Annotated in this window: 16 protein-coding genes and 1 pseudogene; 13 read left to right on the top strand and 4 right to left on the bottom strand. The window is 60.9% G+C overall.

Annotation, left to right across the window (positions count from 1 at the left end; all coding sequences use genetic code 11):
* The first annotated feature begins 63 nt into the window (after window positions 1-63).
* From treY to cueR, 3 genes are all read left to right on the top strand, one after another.
* Window positions 64-2,673, top strand: a complete 2,610-nt coding sequence (gene treY / locus ACK9YZ_RS23180) for a malto-oligosyltrehalose synthase (RefSeq protein WP_416067726.1) — start codon at window positions 64-66, stop codon at window positions 2,671-2,673.
* A gap of 109 nt (window positions 2,674-2,782) precedes the next feature.
* Window positions 2,783-5,335, top strand: coding sequence for a heavy metal translocating P-type ATPase (locus ACK9YZ_RS23175; RefSeq protein WP_416067725.1), 2,553 nt, complete (start codon window positions 2,783-2,785; stop codon window positions 5,333-5,335).
* A gap of 12 nt (window positions 5,336-5,347) precedes the next feature.
* On the top strand, window positions 5,348-5,740 hold the full coding sequence (gene cueR / locus ACK9YZ_RS23170; protein ID WP_216759479.1) for a Cu(I)-responsive transcriptional regulator: 393 nt from the start codon (window positions 5,348-5,350) through the stop codon (window positions 5,738-5,740).
* Window positions 5,741-5,802: 62 nt separating this feature from the next.
* Here the strand turns inward: cueR and ACK9YZ_RS23165 are convergent, their stop codons facing one another.
* The 3 genes from ACK9YZ_RS23165 to ACK9YZ_RS23155 all read right to left on the bottom strand — a co-directional run bounded on the left by ACK9YZ_RS23165 (window position 5,803) and on the right by ACK9YZ_RS23155 (window position 7,758).
* Window positions 5,803-6,111 (bottom strand): hypothetical protein, encoded by a 309-nt coding sequence (locus ACK9YZ_RS23165; RefSeq protein WP_416067724.1) that lies wholly within the window; start codon window positions 6,109-6,111, stop codon window positions 5,803-5,805.
* Window positions 6,112-6,247: 136 nt separating this feature from the next.
* Window positions 6,248-6,943, bottom strand: a complete 696-nt coding sequence (locus tag ACK9YZ_RS23160; protein ID WP_416067723.1) for a dimethylsulfonioproprionate lyase family protein — start codon at window positions 6,941-6,943, stop codon at window positions 6,248-6,250.
* 344 nt (window positions 6,944-7,287) lie between these two features.
* Window positions 7,288-7,758: a DUF992 domain-containing protein gene (locus ACK9YZ_RS23155; protein WP_416067722.1), complete on the bottom strand. Its 471-nt coding sequence runs from the start codon at window positions 7,756-7,758 to the stop codon at window positions 7,288-7,290.
* Between the two features lie 530 nt (window positions 7,759-8,288).
* Between ACK9YZ_RS23155 and ACK9YZ_RS23150 the strand changes: the two genes are divergently transcribed.
* The 10 genes and pseudogenes from ACK9YZ_RS23150 to ACK9YZ_RS23105 form a co-directional block, all read left to right on the top strand.
* Entirely contained in the window at window positions 8,289-9,122 is an 834-nt protein-coding gene (locus ACK9YZ_RS23150; protein ID WP_416067721.1) for a formate/nitrite transporter family protein, read from the top strand.
* A gap of 8 nt (window positions 9,123-9,130) precedes the next feature.
* On the top strand, window positions 9,131-10,273 hold the full coding sequence (locus ACK9YZ_RS23145) for an HlyD family secretion protein (protein WP_416067720.1): 1,143 nt from the start codon (window positions 9,131-9,133) through the stop codon (window positions 10,271-10,273).
* Entirely contained in the window at window positions 10,270-11,892 is a 1,623-nt protein-coding gene (locus ACK9YZ_RS23140) for an MFS transporter (protein ID WP_416067719.1), read from the top strand. Before ACK9YZ_RS23145 ends, ACK9YZ_RS23140 begins: the two co-directional genes overlap by 4 nt.
* Before the next feature lie 304 nt (window positions 11,893-12,196).
* On the top strand, window positions 12,197-13,384 hold the full coding sequence (locus tag ACK9YZ_RS23135; RefSeq protein ID WP_416067718.1) for an efflux RND transporter periplasmic adaptor subunit: 1,188 nt from the start codon (window positions 12,197-12,199) through the stop codon (window positions 13,382-13,384).
* A gap of 3 nt (window positions 13,385-13,387) precedes the next feature.
* Window positions 13,388-16,504, top strand: coding sequence for an efflux RND transporter permease subunit (locus tag ACK9YZ_RS23130; RefSeq protein ID WP_416067717.1), 3,117 nt, complete (start codon window positions 13,388-13,390; stop codon window positions 16,502-16,504).
* Between the two features lie 31 nt (window positions 16,505-16,535).
* Window positions 16,536-17,786, top strand: a complete 1,251-nt coding sequence (locus ACK9YZ_RS23125) for an oxalate decarboxylase family bicupin (RefSeq protein WP_416067716.1) — start codon at window positions 16,536-16,538, stop codon at window positions 17,784-17,786.
* A 147-nt stretch (window positions 17,787-17,933) separates the two neighbouring features.
* Window positions 17,934-18,473: a sigma-70 family RNA polymerase sigma factor gene (locus ACK9YZ_RS23120; RefSeq protein WP_216759489.1), complete on the top strand. Its 540-nt coding sequence runs from the start codon at window positions 17,934-17,936 to the stop codon at window positions 18,471-18,473.
* Window positions 18,460-19,227, top strand: a complete 768-nt coding sequence (locus ACK9YZ_RS23115; RefSeq protein ID WP_416067715.1) for an anti-sigma factor family protein — start codon at window positions 18,460-18,462, stop codon at window positions 19,225-19,227. The genes ACK9YZ_RS23120 and ACK9YZ_RS23115 overlap by 14 nt, the downstream gene beginning before the upstream one ends.
* Before the next feature lie 20 nt (window positions 19,228-19,247).
* A complete protein-coding gene (locus tag ACK9YZ_RS23110) occupies window positions 19,248-19,964 on the top strand; it encodes a Bax inhibitor-1/YccA family protein (protein WP_184400939.1) in 717 nt (238 codons plus the stop codon).
* Between the two features lie 108 nt (window positions 19,965-20,072).
* Window positions 20,073-20,461, top strand: a pseudogene (locus ACK9YZ_RS23105) (DUF3422 family protein); the annotation flags it as partial.
* Window positions 20,462-20,525: 64 nt separating this feature from the next.
* Here ACK9YZ_RS23105 and ACK9YZ_RS23100 read toward each other — a convergent pair.
* On the bottom strand, window positions 20,526-20,792 hold the full coding sequence (locus ACK9YZ_RS23100) for a hypothetical protein (RefSeq protein ID WP_416067714.1): 267 nt from the start codon (window positions 20,790-20,792) through the stop codon (window positions 20,526-20,528).
* Window positions 20,793-20,966 lie beyond the last annotated feature (174 nt).

Here is a 20,966-nt window from a genome sequence, read left to right as displayed (position 1 = left end):
CGGGAACAAAAACCCTTCACAACCGTTGGAAGATGTCCCATCCAAACGGCAAAAACGAACCCCATGACGCTTCCCTCCGCGACCTACCGGGTCCAGTTCCGCAACGGTATGACCTTCGATCGTGCCTGCGGACTTGTCCCCTATTTGAAGTCGCTCGGCATCAGTCACCTCTACGCCTCGCCGGTCTTCACCGCCACGACGGGATCGACGCACGGTTACGACGTGACCGACGCCAACGAGATCGATCCTGGCCTTGGAGGAAGGGCGGGCTTCGATCGCCTGAGTGAAGCGCTGTCAGAAGCGGGCATGGGCCTGATCCTCGACATCGTGCCGAACCATATGGCTGCTTCGCTGGAGAATGCCTGGTGGCGGAGCGTCCTGGAATTCGGCAAACACAGCCCGTTTGCAGGCCATTTCGATATAGACTGGAGCGAACGGCTGACCCTGCCCCAGCTGGGGAAGAGTTTCGATGAAAGTGTCGCTGCGGGTGAACTGACGATCACGGTCGATGAGGCGCATGGCAATCTGGCGATCGGCTATTACGACGCCCTCTTTCCGCTGAGCATGGAAAGCTACGCAGCGCTCTCGACGGAGCTGGATGATCCTGTTCTCGCCGGGATGGCTGAACTGGCGGGCTCCATCGGTGGCGATGACCTGCATCGAGGGCTGCGCGACATGATCTTCGAGGCCGGCGACCTCACAGGCCTGAGCAGAAAGCTTGCGGAGCTTTCAAAGGATCATGCCTTTATGGCGCGGCTGCATGCGGCGCAGCACTGGCAGCTCCAGCGCTGGCAGGAGGCTTCGGAGCATCTGAGCTATCGGCGGTTTTTCGAGGTGACGGGGCTGATCGGCCTGCGGGTCGAGGATAACAGGGTCTTCGAAGAGAGCCACCGGCTGGTTCTCGATCTCGTTCTTCAGGGCCAGGTGCAGGGCCTGCGCATCGACCATATCGACGGGCTGGCGGAACCGAGAGCCTATCTCGACCGCCTGCGGCAAGCGGTCGGCGCAGACATCTATATCGTCGTCGAAAAAATTCTTGGCCCCGGCGAAGAACTGCCGGCCGACTGGCCGGTACAGGGAACAACGGGCTACGAGTTCATTGCCGCCTTGAGCGGGCTTTTCGTGGAGAGCAACGGCTTAGCGAAGCTCGACGAAGCCTATCGCCGGCTGGCAGGTGGCAATGGCGATTTCGAAGCCGGGCGGCGGACGGCCAAGCGGTTGATGGTCGAGCGGAATTTCGCCGGAGAGGCGGCTCGCCTTGCGCACATTGCAGCCGGCCTCTTGCCCGAACTGTCGAACAGGGAGATCACTGAGGCGATCCGCGAGCTGCTGATCGCCTTTCCCGTCTACCGCACCTACGGGACCGACGGCCCTCTCGATGCTCGGGATGCGGATCTGCTGAAAAAAGCCGAGCTGGCGGCTGCCGGATATCTGGACCATGCGCAGCCGCTGCAGAGCATCGCGGTCATCCTTGAGGGCAAGGTCGACAATGAGGCGGCTCGTGAATTCCGCCACCGATTCCAGCAGCTCTCCGGCCCCGTCATGGCCAAGGCAATGGAGGATACGCTGTTCTATCGCTACAACCGGCTGCTGGCGGCAAACGAGGTCGGCGGCGAGCCGGATCATGTGCCCGGCGGCATCGAAGCGTTTCACCAACTCATGCAGGGTCGAGCGCGCTCCCAGCCCTCGGGTCTTTCGGCAACATCGACGCATGACACAAAGCGCGGCGAGGATGCGCGGGCGCGGCTTTTCACTGTGAGCGAAGGCGCCGACGTCTTTGCCAACGCCGTCGAACATTGGCGCAGACTGAATGGAGGTCACCGTATCGAGATGCCGGATGGTGCAGCACCCGAGTCCGATCTGGAATGGATGCTCTATCAGGCGCTTGCCGGCGCCTGGCCCGAGGATTTCGACCGCCGCCATGCCGATGGGCTGCGCGAGCGTTTCGTGGCCTATGCGGAAAAGGCTGTTCGCGAAGCCAAGCTGCGCACGGATTGGACGGCGCCGAACAATGACTATGAGGAGGCGGTCCGCGCCTATGCGGCAGCACTCGTCTCACCCGACAATGACGACTTCACCGAGGATTTCGCCCATGTTCTGCAGCCCTTCATCGAGACCGGTTACGTCAACAGCCTGTCGCAGACATTGATCAAGCTGACGGCACCGGGCATTCCGGATATCTATCAGGGGGCCGAAGGTTTCGATTTCAGTTTCGTCGACCCCGACAACAGGCGGCAGCCAGATTTCGAGACACTCGCAGGCTGGCTTGCCGAGGGTGGTCCGCTGCCAAGATTGCAGGCGGAGGCGCTGAAACAGCGCGTCATCCAGATCGGCCTGGAACTCCGGCTCGAGCGCGGCCAGCTTTTCACTAAGGGCGAATATCTGCCGCTTGCCGTCACCGGCATCAGAAGCGACCATGTCGTCGCCTTTGCTCGCCTGCACCATAACGACTTTGCTATCACCGTCGTGCCAAGACTGATGTTCGGCTGGCTCGATCCCGGCGTGCTCTTTGCCGGGCCGGAATTCTGGGAGGATACGATAATATCCGTGCCTTCGCCGCTTCACGGCCTCAAGGCCGATCTCCTGACCGGCAAGATGCTGGAGCCGGGAACGAAGATCGCGCTTGCCACCCTTCTCGGAGACCAGCCGGCGGCCTTGATCGTGCCGGCCTGACGTTAACCTTGAAAAATCCACGCCGATGAAAAAAGCTGTTGACCTTCCAGTTGCTGGAAGGTTCATAAAACTGTCCGGATGCCAGAAGGGCATGAAAGGCGAAAGCATTATGGATACCAAGCACGATCATCACCACGACCACGATCATCATGGACATGGCCACGGCCATCACTATCATGGCGACGGCACGCAATGCGGCTGCGGCCACGACGAAAAGGTTGAAGAGCTGGTGGTGCGCGATCCCGTCTGCGGCATGACGGTCGATCCGAATGCCGGCAAGCCTTCCCTGGAATATGACGGTCACACCTATCACTTCTGCAGCGATGGCTGCCGAAAGAAATTCGAGGCGGCACCGCACGATTATCTGACAGCCAAGGATCCGGTCTGCGGCATGACGGTCGATCGCGCCAGCGCCAGGCATTTCCTCAAGCACGAGGGCGAAAAATTCTATTTCTGCTCGGCAGGCTGCAAGGCGAAGTTCGAGGCCGATCCCGAAACCTATCGCGATGACAGGAAACCCGCGGCGGCCGCCATGCCGAAGGGAACGCTCTATACCTGCCCCATGCATCCTGAGATCGTCAGCGACCATCCCGGCGACTGCCCGAAATGCGGCATGGCACTGGAGCCGATGGGCGTTCCGCCCGAGGATGAAGGCCCGAACCCGGAACTCGTCGATTTTATCCGGCGGCTCTGGGTCAGTGCCGTTCTTTCTGTTCCGCTCCTGATCCTCACCATGGGTCCGATGCTTGGCCTGTCGTGGCCGCGCCAAGCGCTCGGTGAACCGCTGGCGAGTTATGTCGAACTGTCGCTGGCGACACCGGTCGTCCTCTGGGCAGCCCTTCCCTTCTTTCGCAGGGCATGGGCATCCTTCATCAACCGCAGTCCGAACATGTGGACATTGATCGGCCTCGGCGTCGGCACGGCCTATGTCTACAGCGTCGTGGCGACCTTGGCGCCCGATCTCTTTCCGCATAGTTTCCGCGGCCATGGCGGCTCTGTTCCCGTCTATTTCGAGGCTGCCGCCGTCATCGTTGCGCTAGTCTTCGTCGGGCAGGTGCTGGAATTGAAGGCGCGCGAACGCACCGGCTCTGCAATCCGCGCGCTGCTCGACCTGGCGCCGAAAACCGCGCGCCGCATCCATGCCGACGGCAGCGAAAGCGACGTGCCTGTCGATGAGATTGAGGCCGGTGACCGGTTGCGGGTACGCCCTGGTGAACGCGTACCGGTCGACGGTTTGGTGACCGAGGGCCAGTCGACCATCGACGAATCGATGATCACGGGCGAACCGCTGCCGGTGGAAAAGGCTGTGGGCGACACACTGACCGGCGGCACCATGAACAAGAACGGCGCGCTGATCATGACCGCCGAGAAGGTCGGTGCCGACACGACACTGTCGCGCATCGTCGACATGGTAGCGAAGGCGCAGCGCTCGCGCGCACCGATCCAGGGGGCTGTCGACCGCGTTTCGGCGATCTTCGTTCCCGCCGTCGTCGCCGCCGCGATCGTGGCCTTCCTCATCTGGTCCTTCGTCGGGCCGGAGCCGCGTCTGGCCAATGCCCTGCTTGCCGCCGTCGCCGTGCTGATCATCGCCTGCCCCTGTGCACTCGGCCTTGCAACACCGATGTCTATCATGATCGCCACCGGCCGTGGCGCGCAGGAGGGTGTCTTGATCAAGGATGCGGAAGCGCTGGAGCGTTTTTCGAAGGTCGATACCTTGATCGTCGACAAGACCGGCACCCTGACCGAAGGTAAGCCAAAGCTGACCGAGGTTGTAGCTTTGGGCAGCATTGATGAAAACCGTCTGCTGGCGCTTGCTGCAAGCCTGGAACGCGGTTCGGAACATCCCCTCGCCGAGGCTATCGTCTCCGGTGCGGAAGAACGCGGCCTCACCTTCAGCGACGTGACAGGCTTCGAGGCAAGGACCGGCAAGGGCGTGGAAGGCAAGGCGGGCGGCGCATCCGTCGCGCTCGGCAATGCCGCCATGCTTGCCGATCTCGGCATCGATCCCTTGCGGCTGTCTGAGAAGACCGAGGCGCTGCGCGGTGAAGGCAAGACCGTCATGTTCGTCGTCGTTGACGGCGCGCTGGCCGGCCTTGTCGCCGTTGCCGACCGCGTCAAGCCGACAACGGCTGCCGCCATCAAGGCGTTGCACGACAGCGGCCTGAAGATCATCATGGCGACCGGCGACAATGAGCGGACGGCCCGTGCCGTGGCAAGAAGCCTTGGGATCGACGAGGTTCGCGCCGATGTTCTGCCTGAGGACAAGAAGGCGCTGGTCGATGAACTCCGGGCGAAAGGCGCTGTCATCGCCATGGCCGGCGACGGAGTCAATGATGCGCCGGCGCTCGCCGCCGCCGATGTCGGCATCGCCATGGGCACGGGGGCCGACGTTGCGATGGAAAGTGCGGGCATTACATTGGTGAAGGGCGACCTCAACGGCATTGTCCGCGCAAGGAGGCTCGCAGAAGCGACGATGCGCAACATCCGCCAGAACCTCGGCTTTGCCTTCGGCTACAATGCGCTCGGCATACCCGTGGCCGCCGGCGTGCTTTACCCGATCTTCGGCCTGCTGCTCTCGCCGATGATTGCGGCCGCTGCCATGAGCCTCTCTTCCGTCTCGGTCATCGGCAATGCGCTGAGGCTCAGGGTCGAAAAGCTGTAAAGGAATCAAGCGATGAATATTGGGGAAGCCTCGGAACGGTCCGGCCTGCCTTCGAAGACCATCCGCTACTATGAAGATATCGGCCTCATCCGCCCCGACCGGGGCGGAAACGGCTACCGTGATTATGCGGCCTCGGACGTGCACAAGCTGCGTTTTTTGCAGCGCTCGCGCGGCCTCGGCTTTTCGGTGGAGGAATGCCGCCAGTTGCTTGCGCTCTACGAGGACAAGAGCCGGGCGAGCGCCGACGTCAAGGGGATCGCCGAGGCCAAGCTTTCGGAAATCGACCGGAAGATCCGCGAGCTGACGGAGCTGCGGCATACACTGGAACATCTCGTCCATGCCTGCCACGGCAATGATCGTCCGGACTGTCCGATCCTGGAAGAACTTTCGGACACCGCCACCTGATAGTGCCAGCACTCCTCCGAAAAGCGCTCCTCCGGAAATTGAAGGGCATTTTCACCTCGCAGTCACGAAAGCGGCGGGCGGTCCAAGGCGACAAGGTCGGAGGGCTTCTGCTCCTCCTCGGTTTCTTCTTCCTGTTCGTCCTCGATAGTGATCCCGTCCAGCCGGTGCTCGATCGCCAGCGCATAGATGACATCGAGGATATTGCGGTCTTTGAGATGAGGATCGCTCAGCGCCAGCAGCGAGGCGCGAACGATCTTCTTGCTGGAGGCTTTCGGACAGCGCCTGCGGACGAAATCGTAAAGCGCATCGCCCACCAGCCCTTCCATGGCGCCGTCCACGAGAGCCTCGTAGACCCGCTTCTTTTCTTTCATGCATGTATTCCCCTGCAAATCAGCGGGGCACATACTCTGTCATGAAATCGTCATATACAACCGCCGGAAACCAAGCGTCGACGATTGAACAGCTGTGCAACCGTGGAAAACGGTATTTTGGCGGAGCCAATTCCTTTCAACTCCGCGCACGTCCGGGCTCTTCGACGTGACACCAGACCGCCAACAGCGGTGTCGTGGTACAACGCATGGCGAAGGACTGTCCCGCTTCAGCCGCGAAGACGCCGCCTGTTCCGGTCGAAAACCAGCTCTCTCCGGCAATCGAAAGTTCGCAGGGTGAGAGCAACAAAAAAGCCCGTGAGAACCGCTGCACATGATCGGGGAACCGGCTGTAGGGCTCCATATAGGTGAGGCCAATGCGGATATCCGTCCGGTCTTCCAGTCCACCTGGTCCGACGATCACGGCGTGCGCATGAGCTGTCTCGAAGTTCAGGCTGGCAAATGGTCCGCTTCTGCCTTTGATCCACACGAGCGAGTGAGCGAGGCGCCGAACGCACTGCGCTACCTCGGCACAAATGCCTCTGGTCGCGATTGCGTTTTGGAGGGCGGCCTCGAGGCCCGTCGGGATACCGGTGTCCTGAAGCTGCTTGTGGTTTAGCGTTCCCGTGCGTTCAAGCTTTTGGAAAACCTTCCCGGCGACAAAACTCGCCATCGTCGAGGCCGAGGGATGCAGCATCGCACGAGCCAGCAGATTCAGGAAGTTTTCGAGCTCTGGAGGACGCTCCGCGGCGCTACGCTCGCGAAGCCTGCGTTTTACCGGTTCTTTCTCGTCGGTGATGAGGAGATCTGCTTCTTGTTTGGTGGTTCTGCTCATGACCTTCTCCATGCAGGCTCTTCCCTACAGTGCCCGCACCAGCGACGGCAAGGTTTCTGATTGATCAGATGTCAAGAAAGTCGTCCTGACCGGCGAGTTCCTCGGCCCACCGCGCCAGATGCGGGAAATGGAAAAGCGGCCAGAGACCGTCGTTGCCTGGTCATTCGGCATGCCGCTGCTGCGAGAACTGAGCGGAGGACCCACGCGCAATGCCGAGCATTCATCTGGATTGAAGATGGCAGGACCGGTCATCCGCACGCATCCGAGGGGTTTCGGCTCTTTGCACTTTGCCGGCTTCCCAGGTGCTACCCGCGAAGCCGGCTTTCAGCTTCAGTTCGCCGGATTCAGTCAGCGAGCTGCAGCTTCAGCGCCGCCACACCGACGGCCAGGTTGACACCGACATCGCCCTCAAGCGAAACCGGCTGCAGCGAGACAGTCTTGTTCGTTCCGCCGACCAGCACATTGGCACCACCGCCAATGCCGACGCTGGCATCGGCGGTTACACCGGCATAATTGCCCTCAAGACCGGCAATCGGTTCACGCGTGGCGTTAAAGACCAGCCAGACCATCCGGCCCTTTTCGACGGTACCGACGTCAAGACCGAAATCGGTGATTGTGCCGACATAATGCTGACTGGCATCCCCGGCAGCGCTCGGCGTATAGGTGCAGTCGACGTCCTGCTTGGAGCCGACAATGACACCGATGCCCTTGGAAACGTCGCAATCCAGCTTGCCGACATCGGCCTGGGCGGCGTTTGCAACGACAGGGGCGGCAAAGATGCCGGCTGCGAAGAGGGAAAGAAGAATGGTTTTCATGATAGATCCTGTTCGGAGTTGAAGGTCGCTGTCGGCGGCATAGCTCGTCTGAGGGAACCGCGGATGCTACTCGACATCGTCGACGAGGGCTCGCCGATCGACGAAAAGAATAGGGAAGCCGCCCAACCGGATGAAATCGCGCGCTGGTCTAGGCAGGCCGATACCTAAGTTTAGTTCCGCCTGCTTCGGGATGGGCGTATCTTGCACTCCATCGCCTGAAGCCTCCTCCTGACAGGCGATAGAAATCTCGGTTAGGGCTTCCCGGTGTCCCTCCCCTCCGCCCGAAGTCACGGATTGCCCGAGGATCCGCAAATGGCCGCCTTTCCGTTTTGGGAGGCGGCCTCTTTTTTGTGAGTATTGCCCGATTATCCGTCACGACCGAAGCAGCATGCGAGCATGACAACACATGTCTGGACCTGCCCGGAGGCAGCCTAGACGTAGGTATGATTCAGCAACGCGGCATGCGCGACTAACGTTTTTTGCATCCGGGACGAAGCCCGGTTCGATCACCAGAGAGACGAGGTGCCGTCATGTATCAGGATTCGATTGATCACTTTGCCCAGTCCGGCGAAGAGAAAGCCGAAGCAGTCCGTAGCCACTTTCCTGCCTTCCTGATTGGGGCTGCCATGGCCGGCGCCTATATCGGTTTCGGCGATATCATCATGTTTACCGCCGGCGCGCATGCCGATCCGGCCTGGGCACATCTCGTCATGGGGATCGTCTTCTCGTCCGCGCTCACAATCGTCGTCTTTGCCGGCAGCGAACTCTTCACGGGAACGGCAATGTATATGCCGCTTGCGGTACTGACCCGGCGCAGCCGTATTTCCGATATGCTGCTCGTCTGGGCCAGCGCCTGGATCGGCAACCTGATCGGCGCGGTCGTTCTCGCCGGCCTCTTCCACCTGGCCGGCGGCGGCGTGCTTCTGGGCGATGGAAGCCAGGCGTTCTTTTCCGCAGTTTCCGCCAAGATGTCGGCTGGATCGCTCGAGCTCCTTGCCCGCGGCATTCTCTGCAACTGGCTTGTTTGCCTTGCCATCTGGATGGCTGGACGCACGGAAAATGCCGCTGCCAAGATCATGCTGATCTTCTGGCCGATCACCATTTTCGTGGCAGCCGGTTACGAACACAGCGTCGCCAACATGTTCACCTTCTCGATGGCGCTGATGGGCGAGCATCCAGCCAACATCACGCTTGCTGCAGCAATCCACAATCTCATCTGGGTGACGGTCGGCAACCTCATCGGCGGGGCGGTTTTCATGGCGCTTGGCTACTGGCTGCAGTTTTACGGCAGCGGCCACGTCTCCTTCTCGCCGGCCCCGGTTCGCGTCCGCGCAAAGATTTCCACCGACCGAAACGAGAAATGAGGCGTCTCATGGCCGATCCGATCACCATCACCAGCCTTAGCCCGTTACAGCCGTCCCCTTTGCCGGACAGTCCGGCCGCGCCGGTCGGATCTCCGCCGGCGACGGTGATCTCGCTGAGACGCCTTGCCATTCCGCTTCTCGCCATTGCCCTAGTCAGTGGCGGGGTGGCCGTGGCAACCGTCGACTGGAACCGGTGGGTGGCGGGTGCGGCATCGCAATCGACCGACGACGCCGTCGTCAGCGCCGACGTGTCCACCTTGAGCGCCCAGATCAGCGGCATCGTCCGCAGCACGCCGGTTACCGATTATCAGAAGGTGACGAAAGGCCAGCTGCTCGCCGAGATCGACCCGCGTGAATATGATGCGGCGGTCGAGGGCGCCAAAGCCAATCTTGCCGCGGCAAACGCCTCGCTTGCCAATCTGTCGAACCAGATCGAACTACAAAGGGCTGCCGTACAGGTGGCCGAGGCACAGAACGCGTCGGCCGAGGCGCAGCAGACGCAAACGGAACAGGAGTTCCACCGCCAGACAAGCCTTGGCGGCGCGACCTCGCAACAGCTGTTGCAGCAGGCGCAAGCCGCCTATCTGCAAGCCCAGGCCTCTGTGAAATCGACAGCCGCTTCGATCGAGCAGCAGAAGGCGCAGCTTGATGTGTTGAACGGGCAATATCCGCTGCTGCGCTCGCAGGTCGACGCCGCGCAGGCCTCGCTCGACACGGCTCTCATTCATCAGGGCTATGCGCGAATCTACGCGCCTTTCGATGGCGTCATCGGCCGCAGGCTCGTCCACGAGGGTGACCTGGTGGCCGCCGGAACGAGCGTCATTTCGGTGGTTCCCCTCCCGAGTGTCTATGTAACCGCGAATTTCAAGGAGACGCAGCTTTCCCGCATGACCCCAGGCAGGACGGCAGACGTTACCATCGACACCTTCCCCGGCCAGATACTTCACGGCACCGTCAGCGGCCTGTCTCCGGCCAGCGGCTCAATCTTTGCGCTGCTGCCGCCCGACAACGCGACCGGAAACTATACGAAGGTCGTCCAGCGCATCCCGGTCAAGATCGTCTTCGATCCCGGCCAGCCGCTGCTGGATCGGCTCAAGCCCGGAATGTCGGCCGTCGTCACGGTCGATACGAAGTCGGACCAAGAGCAATGAGCGCGGCACCGCGCGCCTTTGGTCCGCTGACCAGCGGCACGACGACCAGCCACCCTGTTCTCATCGTTGCGGCACTTCTGCTCGCCTCCTTCGTGGTCGGCTTCGACACCCGCGTTTTCGCCGTCGGACTACCGGATATCCGCGGCGCCTATTCGCTTGGTTTCGATGAAGCCTCATGGCTCAGCACCGTCGCCAACGCACCGCAGATCTTGATCTCGTCTGCTGTGGCCTGGCTTGCGACCGTCTTCGGCGTGCGGCGGGTCATGATCCCGACGACATTGATCTACGCCTGCATTTCGTTTGCCATTCCGATCGTCCACGACAGTGCGCCGCTGTTTGTGCTGCATGCGGCAAGAGCCCTGCTGCTCGGCGTCTTCATACCCGCCACGATCATGGTAATCTTCCGCAATCTGGATATGAAATACTGGCTGATCGGCCTTTCGATCTACGCGCTTCGCGTGCCGCTGTCGCAGAATCTGGGGTTCGTACTGGTCGGCCTCTACGACGATTATCTCGGCTGGCAGTGGGTCTATTGGCAGGATGTGATCGTCACGCCGATCATCGCGTTGCTCCTCATCATCGGCGCCCCGAGGGAAGAGATCAATCTCAGCCTGCTCCAAGGCGCCGATTGGGGCGGCATGATGCTGCTTGGATGCTCGATGACCATGATTTACGTCGGTCTCGATCAGGGCAACCGGCTGGACTGGTTCAACTCCGGCATCGTCACCTCGCTGCTGGCAGGCGGCGCGATCCTCTTCATCGGCTTCCTCATCAACGAGAGCGTCGTTGCCAATCCCTGGGCGCATGCGAGCGTGATCCTGTCGCGCAACATCGGCATCGGCTACGCGATCATCATCGCCTTCACGTTTTCCAGTTCCGGCGCCGCGATTTCCATTCCGGGTTTCCTGCAGACGGTTGTCGGTTTACGGCCGATCGCCATCTCCGAACTCTATATCTTCGGCGCGGTCATCCCGGTCTTTCTGTTCATCGCCTTTGCGATCTTCCTGCTGCGCCGGATCGATGCGCGCCTTTGCATCATGATTGGATTGGCAGCGATGGCGCTCGGCTCTCTCTGGGGATCAAACCTCTCCATTACATGGGCGCCCTTTAATTTCCTGCCGGTCGTGCTCCTCCATACGGCGGGGCAATCCTTCGCCTTCTTCGCGACGGTCGTCTATCTGATCGCCAACTCCGATCCCAAGCGCTCGACAGCGGTCTCCGCCTATATCCAGGTTATCCGGCTCGGCAGTGTCGAACTAGCTCTGAGCCTCTTGAACACCTGGCTGCGGCAACGCGAGCAGTATCATTCCAATATCCTGACCGGGCCGATTTCGTCATCCTCGGATGGTCTTCGGGCCGTGTTGGCGAAGCTTGAGACGCTGTTCGGCACAGACCATCACGGAAATCTTGAGGCTCTCTCCACCGTCGCGACAGCTGTCCACGCGCAGGCGAGCGTGCTCGCCTATGCCGACGTCTTCATCCTTTCCTTCTGCTTCGCGATCGCCGGCATTGCCCTTGTCGCCTGCATGGGTGCCATGCCATTCGGACCGCTGCATCCTGATTTCCGGAAGGACCCATCGGCGCCCAAAGCGCAGCCGGCCACACCCGATCTCCTTTGAATAGGCGCAAAGAGCCGGTGCGAATGCTCTTCGCGCCGGTCCTACTTCGTGGCGCCAGACACCCGGATGCGGGGCTTATACCTATGGGGAACGGCAACTAGACCTGCGTATAGATGCGCCAATGCCCGCCCGGACGTAGCCTTCTCGCGGTGAATTGATCCGGCAGGACACAGAAGCGCCGGTCGGCGTGCCGATAATCGGCAGACTGACCCCTGGCCCAGGTACTCGCCCTTCAATTCAGGGAGGCCGCCCGACGCCGGTGGCCGTTGCAGTGTAGTTCGCCCTTTAGCCCATGGAGCCGGCAGTGACATCCATCCGAATCGTGACCGAACCCCGTCGTCGTCGCAAACCGGCGATCCTTGCTGCCATCGCCGTTCTCGCCGTTGCGGGCGGAACGGCCGCAGCCTTCTGGTTTGCAGGGACGGAGCCGACCAATGCCGCCCCGGAGCCCGGCACGCAGGCCGTGCCGGTCGAGGTTACATCCCCTACCGTTACCGACGTGCCTGTCTATCTCGACGGTCTCGGCACGGTGCAGGCGAACTATACCGTCAACATCACGACGCGGGTCGACGGAGAGCTCCAGAGCGTGATGTTTGTCGAGGGACAGGCCGTCAAGAAGGGCGATGTGCTCGCCATCATCGACCCTCGCCCTTTCCAGGCAGCCGACGATCAGGCTGCCGCAAAGATCAAACAGGACCAGGCCGATCTCGCCAACGCCCAATATCTGCTCGCCAAAGATCAGAAACTGGGCCAGCAGCAGATCGTCACGCAGGAAACCGTCGAGCAGCAGCAAAGCATGGTGGCAAGTGCACAGGCGCAGCTTGCGCAGGATCAGGCCGCCAAGGAGGCTGCTGACGTCTCGCTCTCCTATACGCAAATACGCTCGCCGATTGACGGGCGCACGGGTATCCGCCGGATCGATGCCGGCAACGAGGTCCACACGACCGATACGACGCCGATCGTCACCATCACCCAGACACATCCGATCACGGTCGTCTCAACGCTGCGCGAAGACGATCTCGATGCAGTGCGCGACGCGCTAAAAGCTGGCCCGGTCGAGGTGACGGCGATGTCGATGGATCAGTCGAAAGAACTCGCATCAGGCACGCTCTCGCTTATCGACAACGTCATCGATCAGGCAAGCGGCACGATCCGTATCAAATCGATTTTTGAGAACAAGGACGATACGCTCTGGCCCGGTCAATTCGTGACGCTTAGGGTCAGGCAGCAGACGCTCCGGAAGGCTGTGACCATTCCTTCCGCAGCACTCGAGCGGGGTGAAGACGGCTTCTTCGTTTACGTTATCGATGCTGCCGGCACGGCTGCCGTGCGCAAGGTCACTCCCGGGCCGATCGAGAGCGGCCATGCCGTCATCGAAAAGGGCCTTTCCGGCAACGAACAGGTCGTCACGTCGGGCCAGTATCGGCTCGATGTCGGCACTCATGTCAGCATTCAACAGGCGGCCGCTACGCAAACCGCAAGCAAGGAATAGGTCATGTCGATCTCCTCCTGGTTTATCGAGCGGCCGATCGCCGCCTCGCTGCTGATGGCAGGCCTCTTCGGCATCGGTATCGTCGCCTACCCTCTCCTGCCTGTGGCACCCCTGCCGCAGGTCGATTTTCCGACGATCCAGGTCTCGACACAGCTCCCCGGTGCGGATCCGAAGACCATGGCATCGGCGGTTACCCAGCCGCTGGAGCGGCAGTTCGGCCAGATCCCCGGCGTCACCCAGATGACCTCGACGAGCACGCTCGGCTCGAGCGCGATCACTCTGCAATTCGATCTGTCGCGCGACGTCGATAGCGCCGCTCAGGACGTGCAGACCGCCATCAACGCCGCCGGCGGTCAATTGCCGACAGACCTTCCTTCGCCGCCAACCTATCGCAAGGTCAATCCCGCCGCTCCGCCGGTCATGGTTCTTGCGCTCACTTCGGATACCCTGCCGCTGACACAAGTCGACGATTTTGCAGAAAGCGTGCTCGCCCAGCATGTCAGCCAGATCGACGGCGTTTCGCAGGTTCTGATCTTCGGACAGCAGAAGCCGGCCGTGCGCCTGCAGATCGATCCCGGCAAGATCGCCGAGATGGGGCTTTCGCTTGAGGATATCCGCAGCGCCGTGACGGCCATCACCAGCAACGCACCAAAGGGCAGCGTGCAGGGCGGACAGCATACCTATACGATCTATGACAATGACCAGCTCCTGAAGGCCGCCCCCTGGAACGATTCGATCGTCGCTTATCACGACGGCGCTCCGGTGCGCATCAGCGATATCGGTCAGGCGATCGACGGGCCGGAGAACGATCAGCTGGCAGCCTGGGCCGATGGCAAGAGGGCGATCCTCCTGCCGATCTTCAAGCTTCCGGGCGCCAATATCATCGATACGGTCGGTGCGATCCGCGCTGCCCTGCCACAGCTGCAAGCGATCGCACCAGCCGCCATCCACCTCTCCATCCTCAGCGACCGGACGACCACGATCCGCGCCTCGGTAGCGGATGTCGAAACGACGCTTGTCATTACCATCGCCCTCGTCGTCATGGTGATCTTTGTCTTCCTGCGCAATGTCTGGGTGACGGTGATCCCGAGCGTCACGGTGCCGCTGGCGCTCCTGGCCACGCTGGCGCTGATGTATGTCGCTGGCTTCAGCCTCGATAATCTTTCGCTGATGGGCTTGAGTATCGCCGTCGGTTTCGTCGTCGACGATGCGATCGTGATGGTCGAGAACATCCATCGCCACATGGAGATGGATAAAACGCCGAAACAGGCGGCAATCGATGGCGCGCGCGAAATCGGCTTCACCATCATTTCGATCAGCATCTCGCTCGTCGCCGTCTTCATTCCCCTGCTCCTGATGGGCGGCATTGTCGGCCGGCTGTTCCGGGAGTTCGCAATTACAGTGACGATGACGATCGTCGTCTCGGCAATCGTCTCGCTGACCATCACACCGATGATGAGCTCACGCTTCCTGAAGCCGGAAAAAGACGCCCACCACGGCAGGCTTTATGCAATGAGCGAGAAGGCGTTCGACGGGCTTCTTGCCGGCTACCGCTACACGCTCGATATAGCGCTGCGCCATCACCGGCTGACCATGGCAGTCTTCATCGCTTCGCTTGCGGCAACCGGCTTCCTGTTCGTCAATATTCCGAAGGGCTTTTTCCCAATCCAGGACACCGGCCTGATCACCGGTACACTCGAAGCCGCGCAGGATATTTCCTTCGCCGAAATGTCGCGCCATCAGCTCGAGGCAGGCAATATCGTTGCCAGCGATCCCGGTGTTGCGACCGTAGGCATGGCCGTCGGCAGCGGGGCGGGCCAGACCGTCAATAACGGCCGCATGTTCATCACGCTGAAGCCTGAAGACCAGCGCGATGCCTCGGCAAGCGAGATCATCAACCGGCTTCGTCCGAAACTTGCGCAGATGCAGGGTGCAGAGCTCTTCTTGCAGCCAGCGCAAGATGTCAATGTCGGCGGACGGGCCTCGGCCACGCAGTTCCAATATACGCTGCAGGACGGCAATGCCGAGGAGTTGGACGACTGGGCAGCCAAGCTGCTCGCCACATTCAAGACGCTGCCGGAGCTGACCGATGTCGCCACCGACCAGCAGAATAGCGGCGCTACTGTCACGCTTACGATCGACCGTGACCAGGCATCGCGCTTCGGCATTGCGCCGCAAATGATCGACGATACGCTTAACGATGCTTTCGGCCAGCGCCAGGTCACCCAGTATTTCACCGACCTGAACAGCTACCATGTGGTTCTCGAACTCGCACCGCAGTTCCAGAAGTCGCCGCTTGCGATCAACGGCCTCTACATCAAATCGCCGCTGACCGGCGAGCAGGTTCCCTTGAACGAGCTCGTCAAGCAGACGACGGAGCCGACGGCCGTGCTTGCCGTCAACCACCAGAGTCAGTTCCCGGCAGTCACACTCTCGTTCAACCTGGCAAAGGGGATAGCACTCAGCCAGGCTGTTGCCGCCATCAGCAAGGCTGAAGCCGATCTCGGCAAGCCGGCAACCGTCATCGGCACATTCCAGGGCAATGCACAGGCCTATCAGAGCTCGCTCTCAAGTGAACCGCTGCTGGTGCTTGCAGCGATCGCCGTGATCTATCTGATCCTCGGCGTGCTCTACGAGAGCTATTTCCACCCGTTGACGATCCTGTCAACGCTTCCCTCCGCGGGCCTCGGTGCTCTCGCCATGCTCTGGGCCTTCGGCTTTGACTTTACCGTGATCGCACTCATCGGCGTGATTCTCCTTATCGGCATCGTCAAGAAGAACGGCATCATGATCGTCGACTTCGCGATCGCCGCCCAGCGCGATCAGGGACTGTCGCCGGAAGAGGCAATCCGTCAGGCCTGTCTCCTGCGTTTCCGCCCGATCATCATGACGACAGCGGCAGCACTTCTTGCCGGCCTGCCGCTGATGCTCGGCCACGGCACCGGCTCGGAACTGCGCCAGCCGCTCGGCTACGCGATGGTCGGCGGCCTGCTCATCAGCCAGGCAATGACGCTCTACACCACCCCGGTCGTCTACCTCTACCTGGAAAAGCTGAGCGAATTCGTCAGCCGCAGACGGCACGCCACCACCGGCGCCCCAACTCAAGCCCCGGCGGAATAAACCTCCCAATCGACACGAAAGGATAAAAACCATGGAACCTCTTTCTAGACGCACGGTCCTAGCGCTTGGAGCGATGGGCGGAACGGCACTTGCGGCGGGTGCAGCGCACGCAGCGACCTTCGGCAATCCCGATCAGCCGGCAGAAGGGGCGATCAACGCCAATCCTGCCGGGCTCTCCGACCCCGGTCCGAAGAACCCCGCCCTTAATGACCAGTTCCCCTCGTTCGGCAATCCGCCGGCAACCGATGTCGGCGATATGCAGCTTTTCTGGGGGTCGTTTAACAATGCGCCCAAGCGCATCCAGAACGGCGGCTGGGCACGGCAAGTGACGCAATCCGATTTTGCAATTTCCGATGCGGTCTCCGGCGTCAACATGCGCCTTGGCCCCGGCGGCATCCGTGAGATGCATTGGCACCGGGCTGCCGAGTGGGCGATCATGACAAACGGCCGCTGCCGGGTGACTGTGCTTGATCCGCAGGGCCGCGCCTATGTGCAGGACGTCGAGGCTGGCGATCTCTGGTATTTTCCGGCAGGTTACCCGCACTCGCTGCAGGGCCTCGGGCCTGAAGGCGCCGAGTTCGTCCTAGTCTTCGATGAGGGCGAGCAGTCCGAATATGGCACCCTGCTCCTGACCGACTGGCTGGCGCATACCTCGCCGGAACTGCTCGCCAAGAATTTCGGAGTCCCGCAGGACACGTTCAAGAACATCCCGTTGCAGGATCTCTGGATCTTCCAGGGCAAGGAGCCGGGTCCGCTTTCGGCCGACCAGGAGGCCGTTGCTTCCGCGGGCCTGCCGCCCTACCCCTTTACCTATCGGCTGACGGCATCGGCGCCGCTGAAGCAGAATGCAGCGGGCACGATTCAGCTTGCTGACAGCAGCATGTTCAAAGTTTCCAAGACGATTGCCGCAGCGATCGAGACGATCAAGCCGGGCGGGGTGCGCGAAATGCACTGGCATCCGAATGCCGACGAATGGCAGTACTGGATGAAGGGCGAAGGCCGCATGACGGTGTTCGATGCCGGCCCCCGCAGCCAGACCGCCGATTTCCGGCCCGGCGATATCGGCTATGTCAAAAGGAGCCAGGGCCATATCATCGAAAATACCGGCAAGACGGACCTTCAGTTCGTCGCCGTCTTCAAGGTCGCTGAATATCAGGAAGTCGGCCTCTCGTCGTGGCTCACCCATACGCCGGCCGCCCTCGTTGCTCAGCATCTCAATGTCAGCGTGCAGGAGATCGCGAAATTCCCTGCCGACCAGCCGGGGATCATGCCCAAGGGCTGATGCCTTGTATTACGGCTGCAGACACCACCTCCGCCGTGACAAATGGCGGAGGCTTTTGGCGTCCTAAAGCGACACGCCCTTTCCGGCCGACTTAAAAAATCTGCATCACCACGGAATAAAATCCGCGATGCTTTCGTATACTCAATCATGGAACGGAAAGAACGCCCCTTCGATGTCATCGGTCAGCTCGCAGCGCTTCGACGCTACGCACGCTCGCTGGTGCGCAATTCGGACGAGGCGGAGGATCTGGTGCACGATGCACTGGTGCGGGCCTTCGAAAAACGCAAGAGCTTCCGCAGCGGCGGAAACCTTCGCACCTGGCTGCTTTCCATTCTGCACAACGCGCATATCGACCGGATGCGGCAGACCCGCTCGCTGACGCGGCGCCATGATGAAGCGGCGATCGAGGCGGAACAGTCTCTGCCAGCCGGGCAGGAACATGCTGTTCGCCTACAACAGGTGCGCAACGCCTTTTTCGATCTGCCGGAAGAGCAGCGCGAGGCACTGCATCTCGTGGCGATTGAGGACCTGTCCTATCAGGAAGCGGCCGACGCGCTCGGCATTCCGGTCGGCACGTTGATGTCGCGCATTTCGCGTGCCCGCGCCCAGCTGCGCGAGTTCGAGGAAAAGACGCCGCGCATCGCGCAGCTGAGATTAATTGGAGGGAACGGCAATGAAGGCGATTGATCCAATCATCGATGCCGATCTCGACGCCTATGTGGACGGCGAGCTCGATGTTGCGCGGCGCATTCAGGTGGAATCCTATCTGTCCGAGAACCCGGCGATTGCCGCAAAGGTCATGGCCGATCTCAGCGTGAAGGGCGAATTGCGCCTGGCGCTCGCCGGCGAAAGCGCCTTCGGCCGTCCCGAGACGCGCGATGCCGCCCGCAGGCTGGAACGCGGCCTTTCCTATGGCCGTATCCTGCATTCGGTGCAGCGTATCGCTGCTGTCGGTGTTCTGCTGGCCGCCGGCTGGGTGGCACATAATTCCTTCGGCGCCTTCACGGCAACGGAAGTCGCCGCTTCGGTTCCTACGCCAGCCTATGTCGAGGATGCGGTGCGCGCCTATCGCACTGCAGCACTTCGTGAAACCATTCCGTCGCAGACGGCACCGGCCTACAGCGCCGAGGAAATCCGCGCTGCGACCGCAATCGTGATGCCCGAGTTGCCGAAGGGTTGGAAGGTCGCCGATGTGCAGATCTTCCCGTCGGATTTTGGCCCGAGCGTCGAAATGGCAATCGAGGAGATCGACGGCAAGCGCCTGTCGCTCTTCGCCGTCAGGCCGGGTGCCTTCGAGGTAAAGCCGGTCAGTCATATCGCACTTGAAAAAACAGAAGCCGCCTACTGGCAAATCGGTGAAGTCGCTTACGCGCTGATCGCCGACAACAGCGGCGCCAATCTCGATCAGGCAGCCGAAAGGCTTGCCCGATCGCTCTATTAGTTCAACCGAGGAGATCAGTCATGAACCCGATCAATCCCCGCTATGGTTACGGCTCCGGCGCCCAAACACAGGCCCTTTTCGATGAAGGCCTGCGCCAGCACATGCTGCGCGTCTACAATTACATGGCGCTCGGCCTCGTCATCACCGGCATCGTCGCCTTCATCGTCGGCTCGACGCCGGCGCTCTACGTGCCGATTTTCCAAACGCCGCTCAAGTGGGTGGTGATGCTGGCGCCGCTTGCCTTCGTCTTCTTCTTCTCGTTCCGCATCCAGTCGATGTCGTCTAGCACAGCGCAGATGACCTTTTGGGCCTTCTGCGCCGTGATGGGCCTGTCGCTTGCCTCCGTCTTCCTGGTCTTCACCAAGACGAGCATTGCGCAGACCTTCTTCATTACCGCTGCTATGTTCGGCGCGATCAGCCTCTACGGCTACACGACGAAGCGCGATCTTTCGAAGATGGGTTCGTTTCTGATGATGGGCCTGTTCGGCATCATCATTGCCGGCATCGTCAACATCTTCCTCGGCTCGTCCGCGCTGCAGTTCGCGATCTCGGTGATCGGCATCGTCGTCTTCGTCGGCCTCACCGCCTACGACACGCAGAACATCAAGGAACAGTATTCGGAAAACTACGATCAGGAATCGAACCAGAAGCTGGCCGTCTTCGGCGCTCTCTCGCTCTACCTGAACTTCGTCAACATCTTCCAGCTTCTGCTCAACTTCACGGGCGAGCGGGAATAAGGACCGCGCTTCTGGGGGCAATGGAAGCGCAAGAGCGCCCGGTCTGAAATCTGTGACAGGATGGCAGATCGGGTGCTCACCCTAAACGAAGACGGCCGGGCTGGATGCCCGGCCGTTTTTGTTTGTCTCCTGACTTCGGCGCGCGAATCGACTATTTCTCGGGCGCGGTCTTTGCCGCTCTCCCACGCGACCATGCACCTGATCGATCTCATGCAAAAACGCATCCAGGTTGAAATCGAAGACGAGAATGTCATCCAGATCCAGGTGATGGCTGATCGGGCTGCGACACAGGTCAAGATCCAGCGGCGGCAGAAGGCTTCTCTATTATCGCCTTCAGCTATCATCTTCTGAGCCTGTTCAAAGTCGCCTTCGAGACCGCCGATCATGCAGGTTATCACATCAGCCCCTTGGTGATGCTTGTGTCGATCCCGCTCGCTATCGTAGCAGTTGCCATTGCCGTCCTGCGTGTGAAGCATGCGCTCTCAGCACGCATCTGATTTGGCACTACAGGAAGCTCAGGTACAAAATCACGATTTAGATTCAGCTACGGTGCGCCATCCGTCAGGCCGACGCCTGAGCTCCTTTCAGTTGATGGAGGGATTTTGACGACGTTGTCCCTACTGACGGGTATCGAAGGCGCTGCTCGATGGCGCGGGCGACGAGCGAGGCAGGCCAGGCGAGCAGAAAGTAGAGAACTGCCGTCAGCGTAAAGACTTGTAGAGGCAGGAAGGTTTCCGACATGATTTCCCGTGATACCAACGTCAGTTCGGGAACGGCGATCAATGCGGCAATCGAACTGTCCTTTAACAGCGACACCAGGTTGATCACGAGCGGCGATTTTGTCGGAGCACAGTGCAACGGAGCGGAGGCAAAATTGGAGGGGCCGCGCGACCTTGACGCGGCACGAGCCCCTCATGGCAAACTTGGATATCTGAGCAGACAGTCCTTGGTCTCGTGTGGCACCAGAAGAATGACGGCGGGCTCGAAGCCCGCCATCATTCT

Source organism: Rhizobium sp. ZK1 (assembly GCF_047782645.1).
Taxonomy (GTDB): domain Bacteria; phylum Pseudomonadota; class Alphaproteobacteria; order Rhizobiales; family Rhizobiaceae; genus Rhizobium.
Note: the sequence above shows the minus strand (reverse complement) of the source record. Positions and strands in the feature narration are given on the sequence as shown.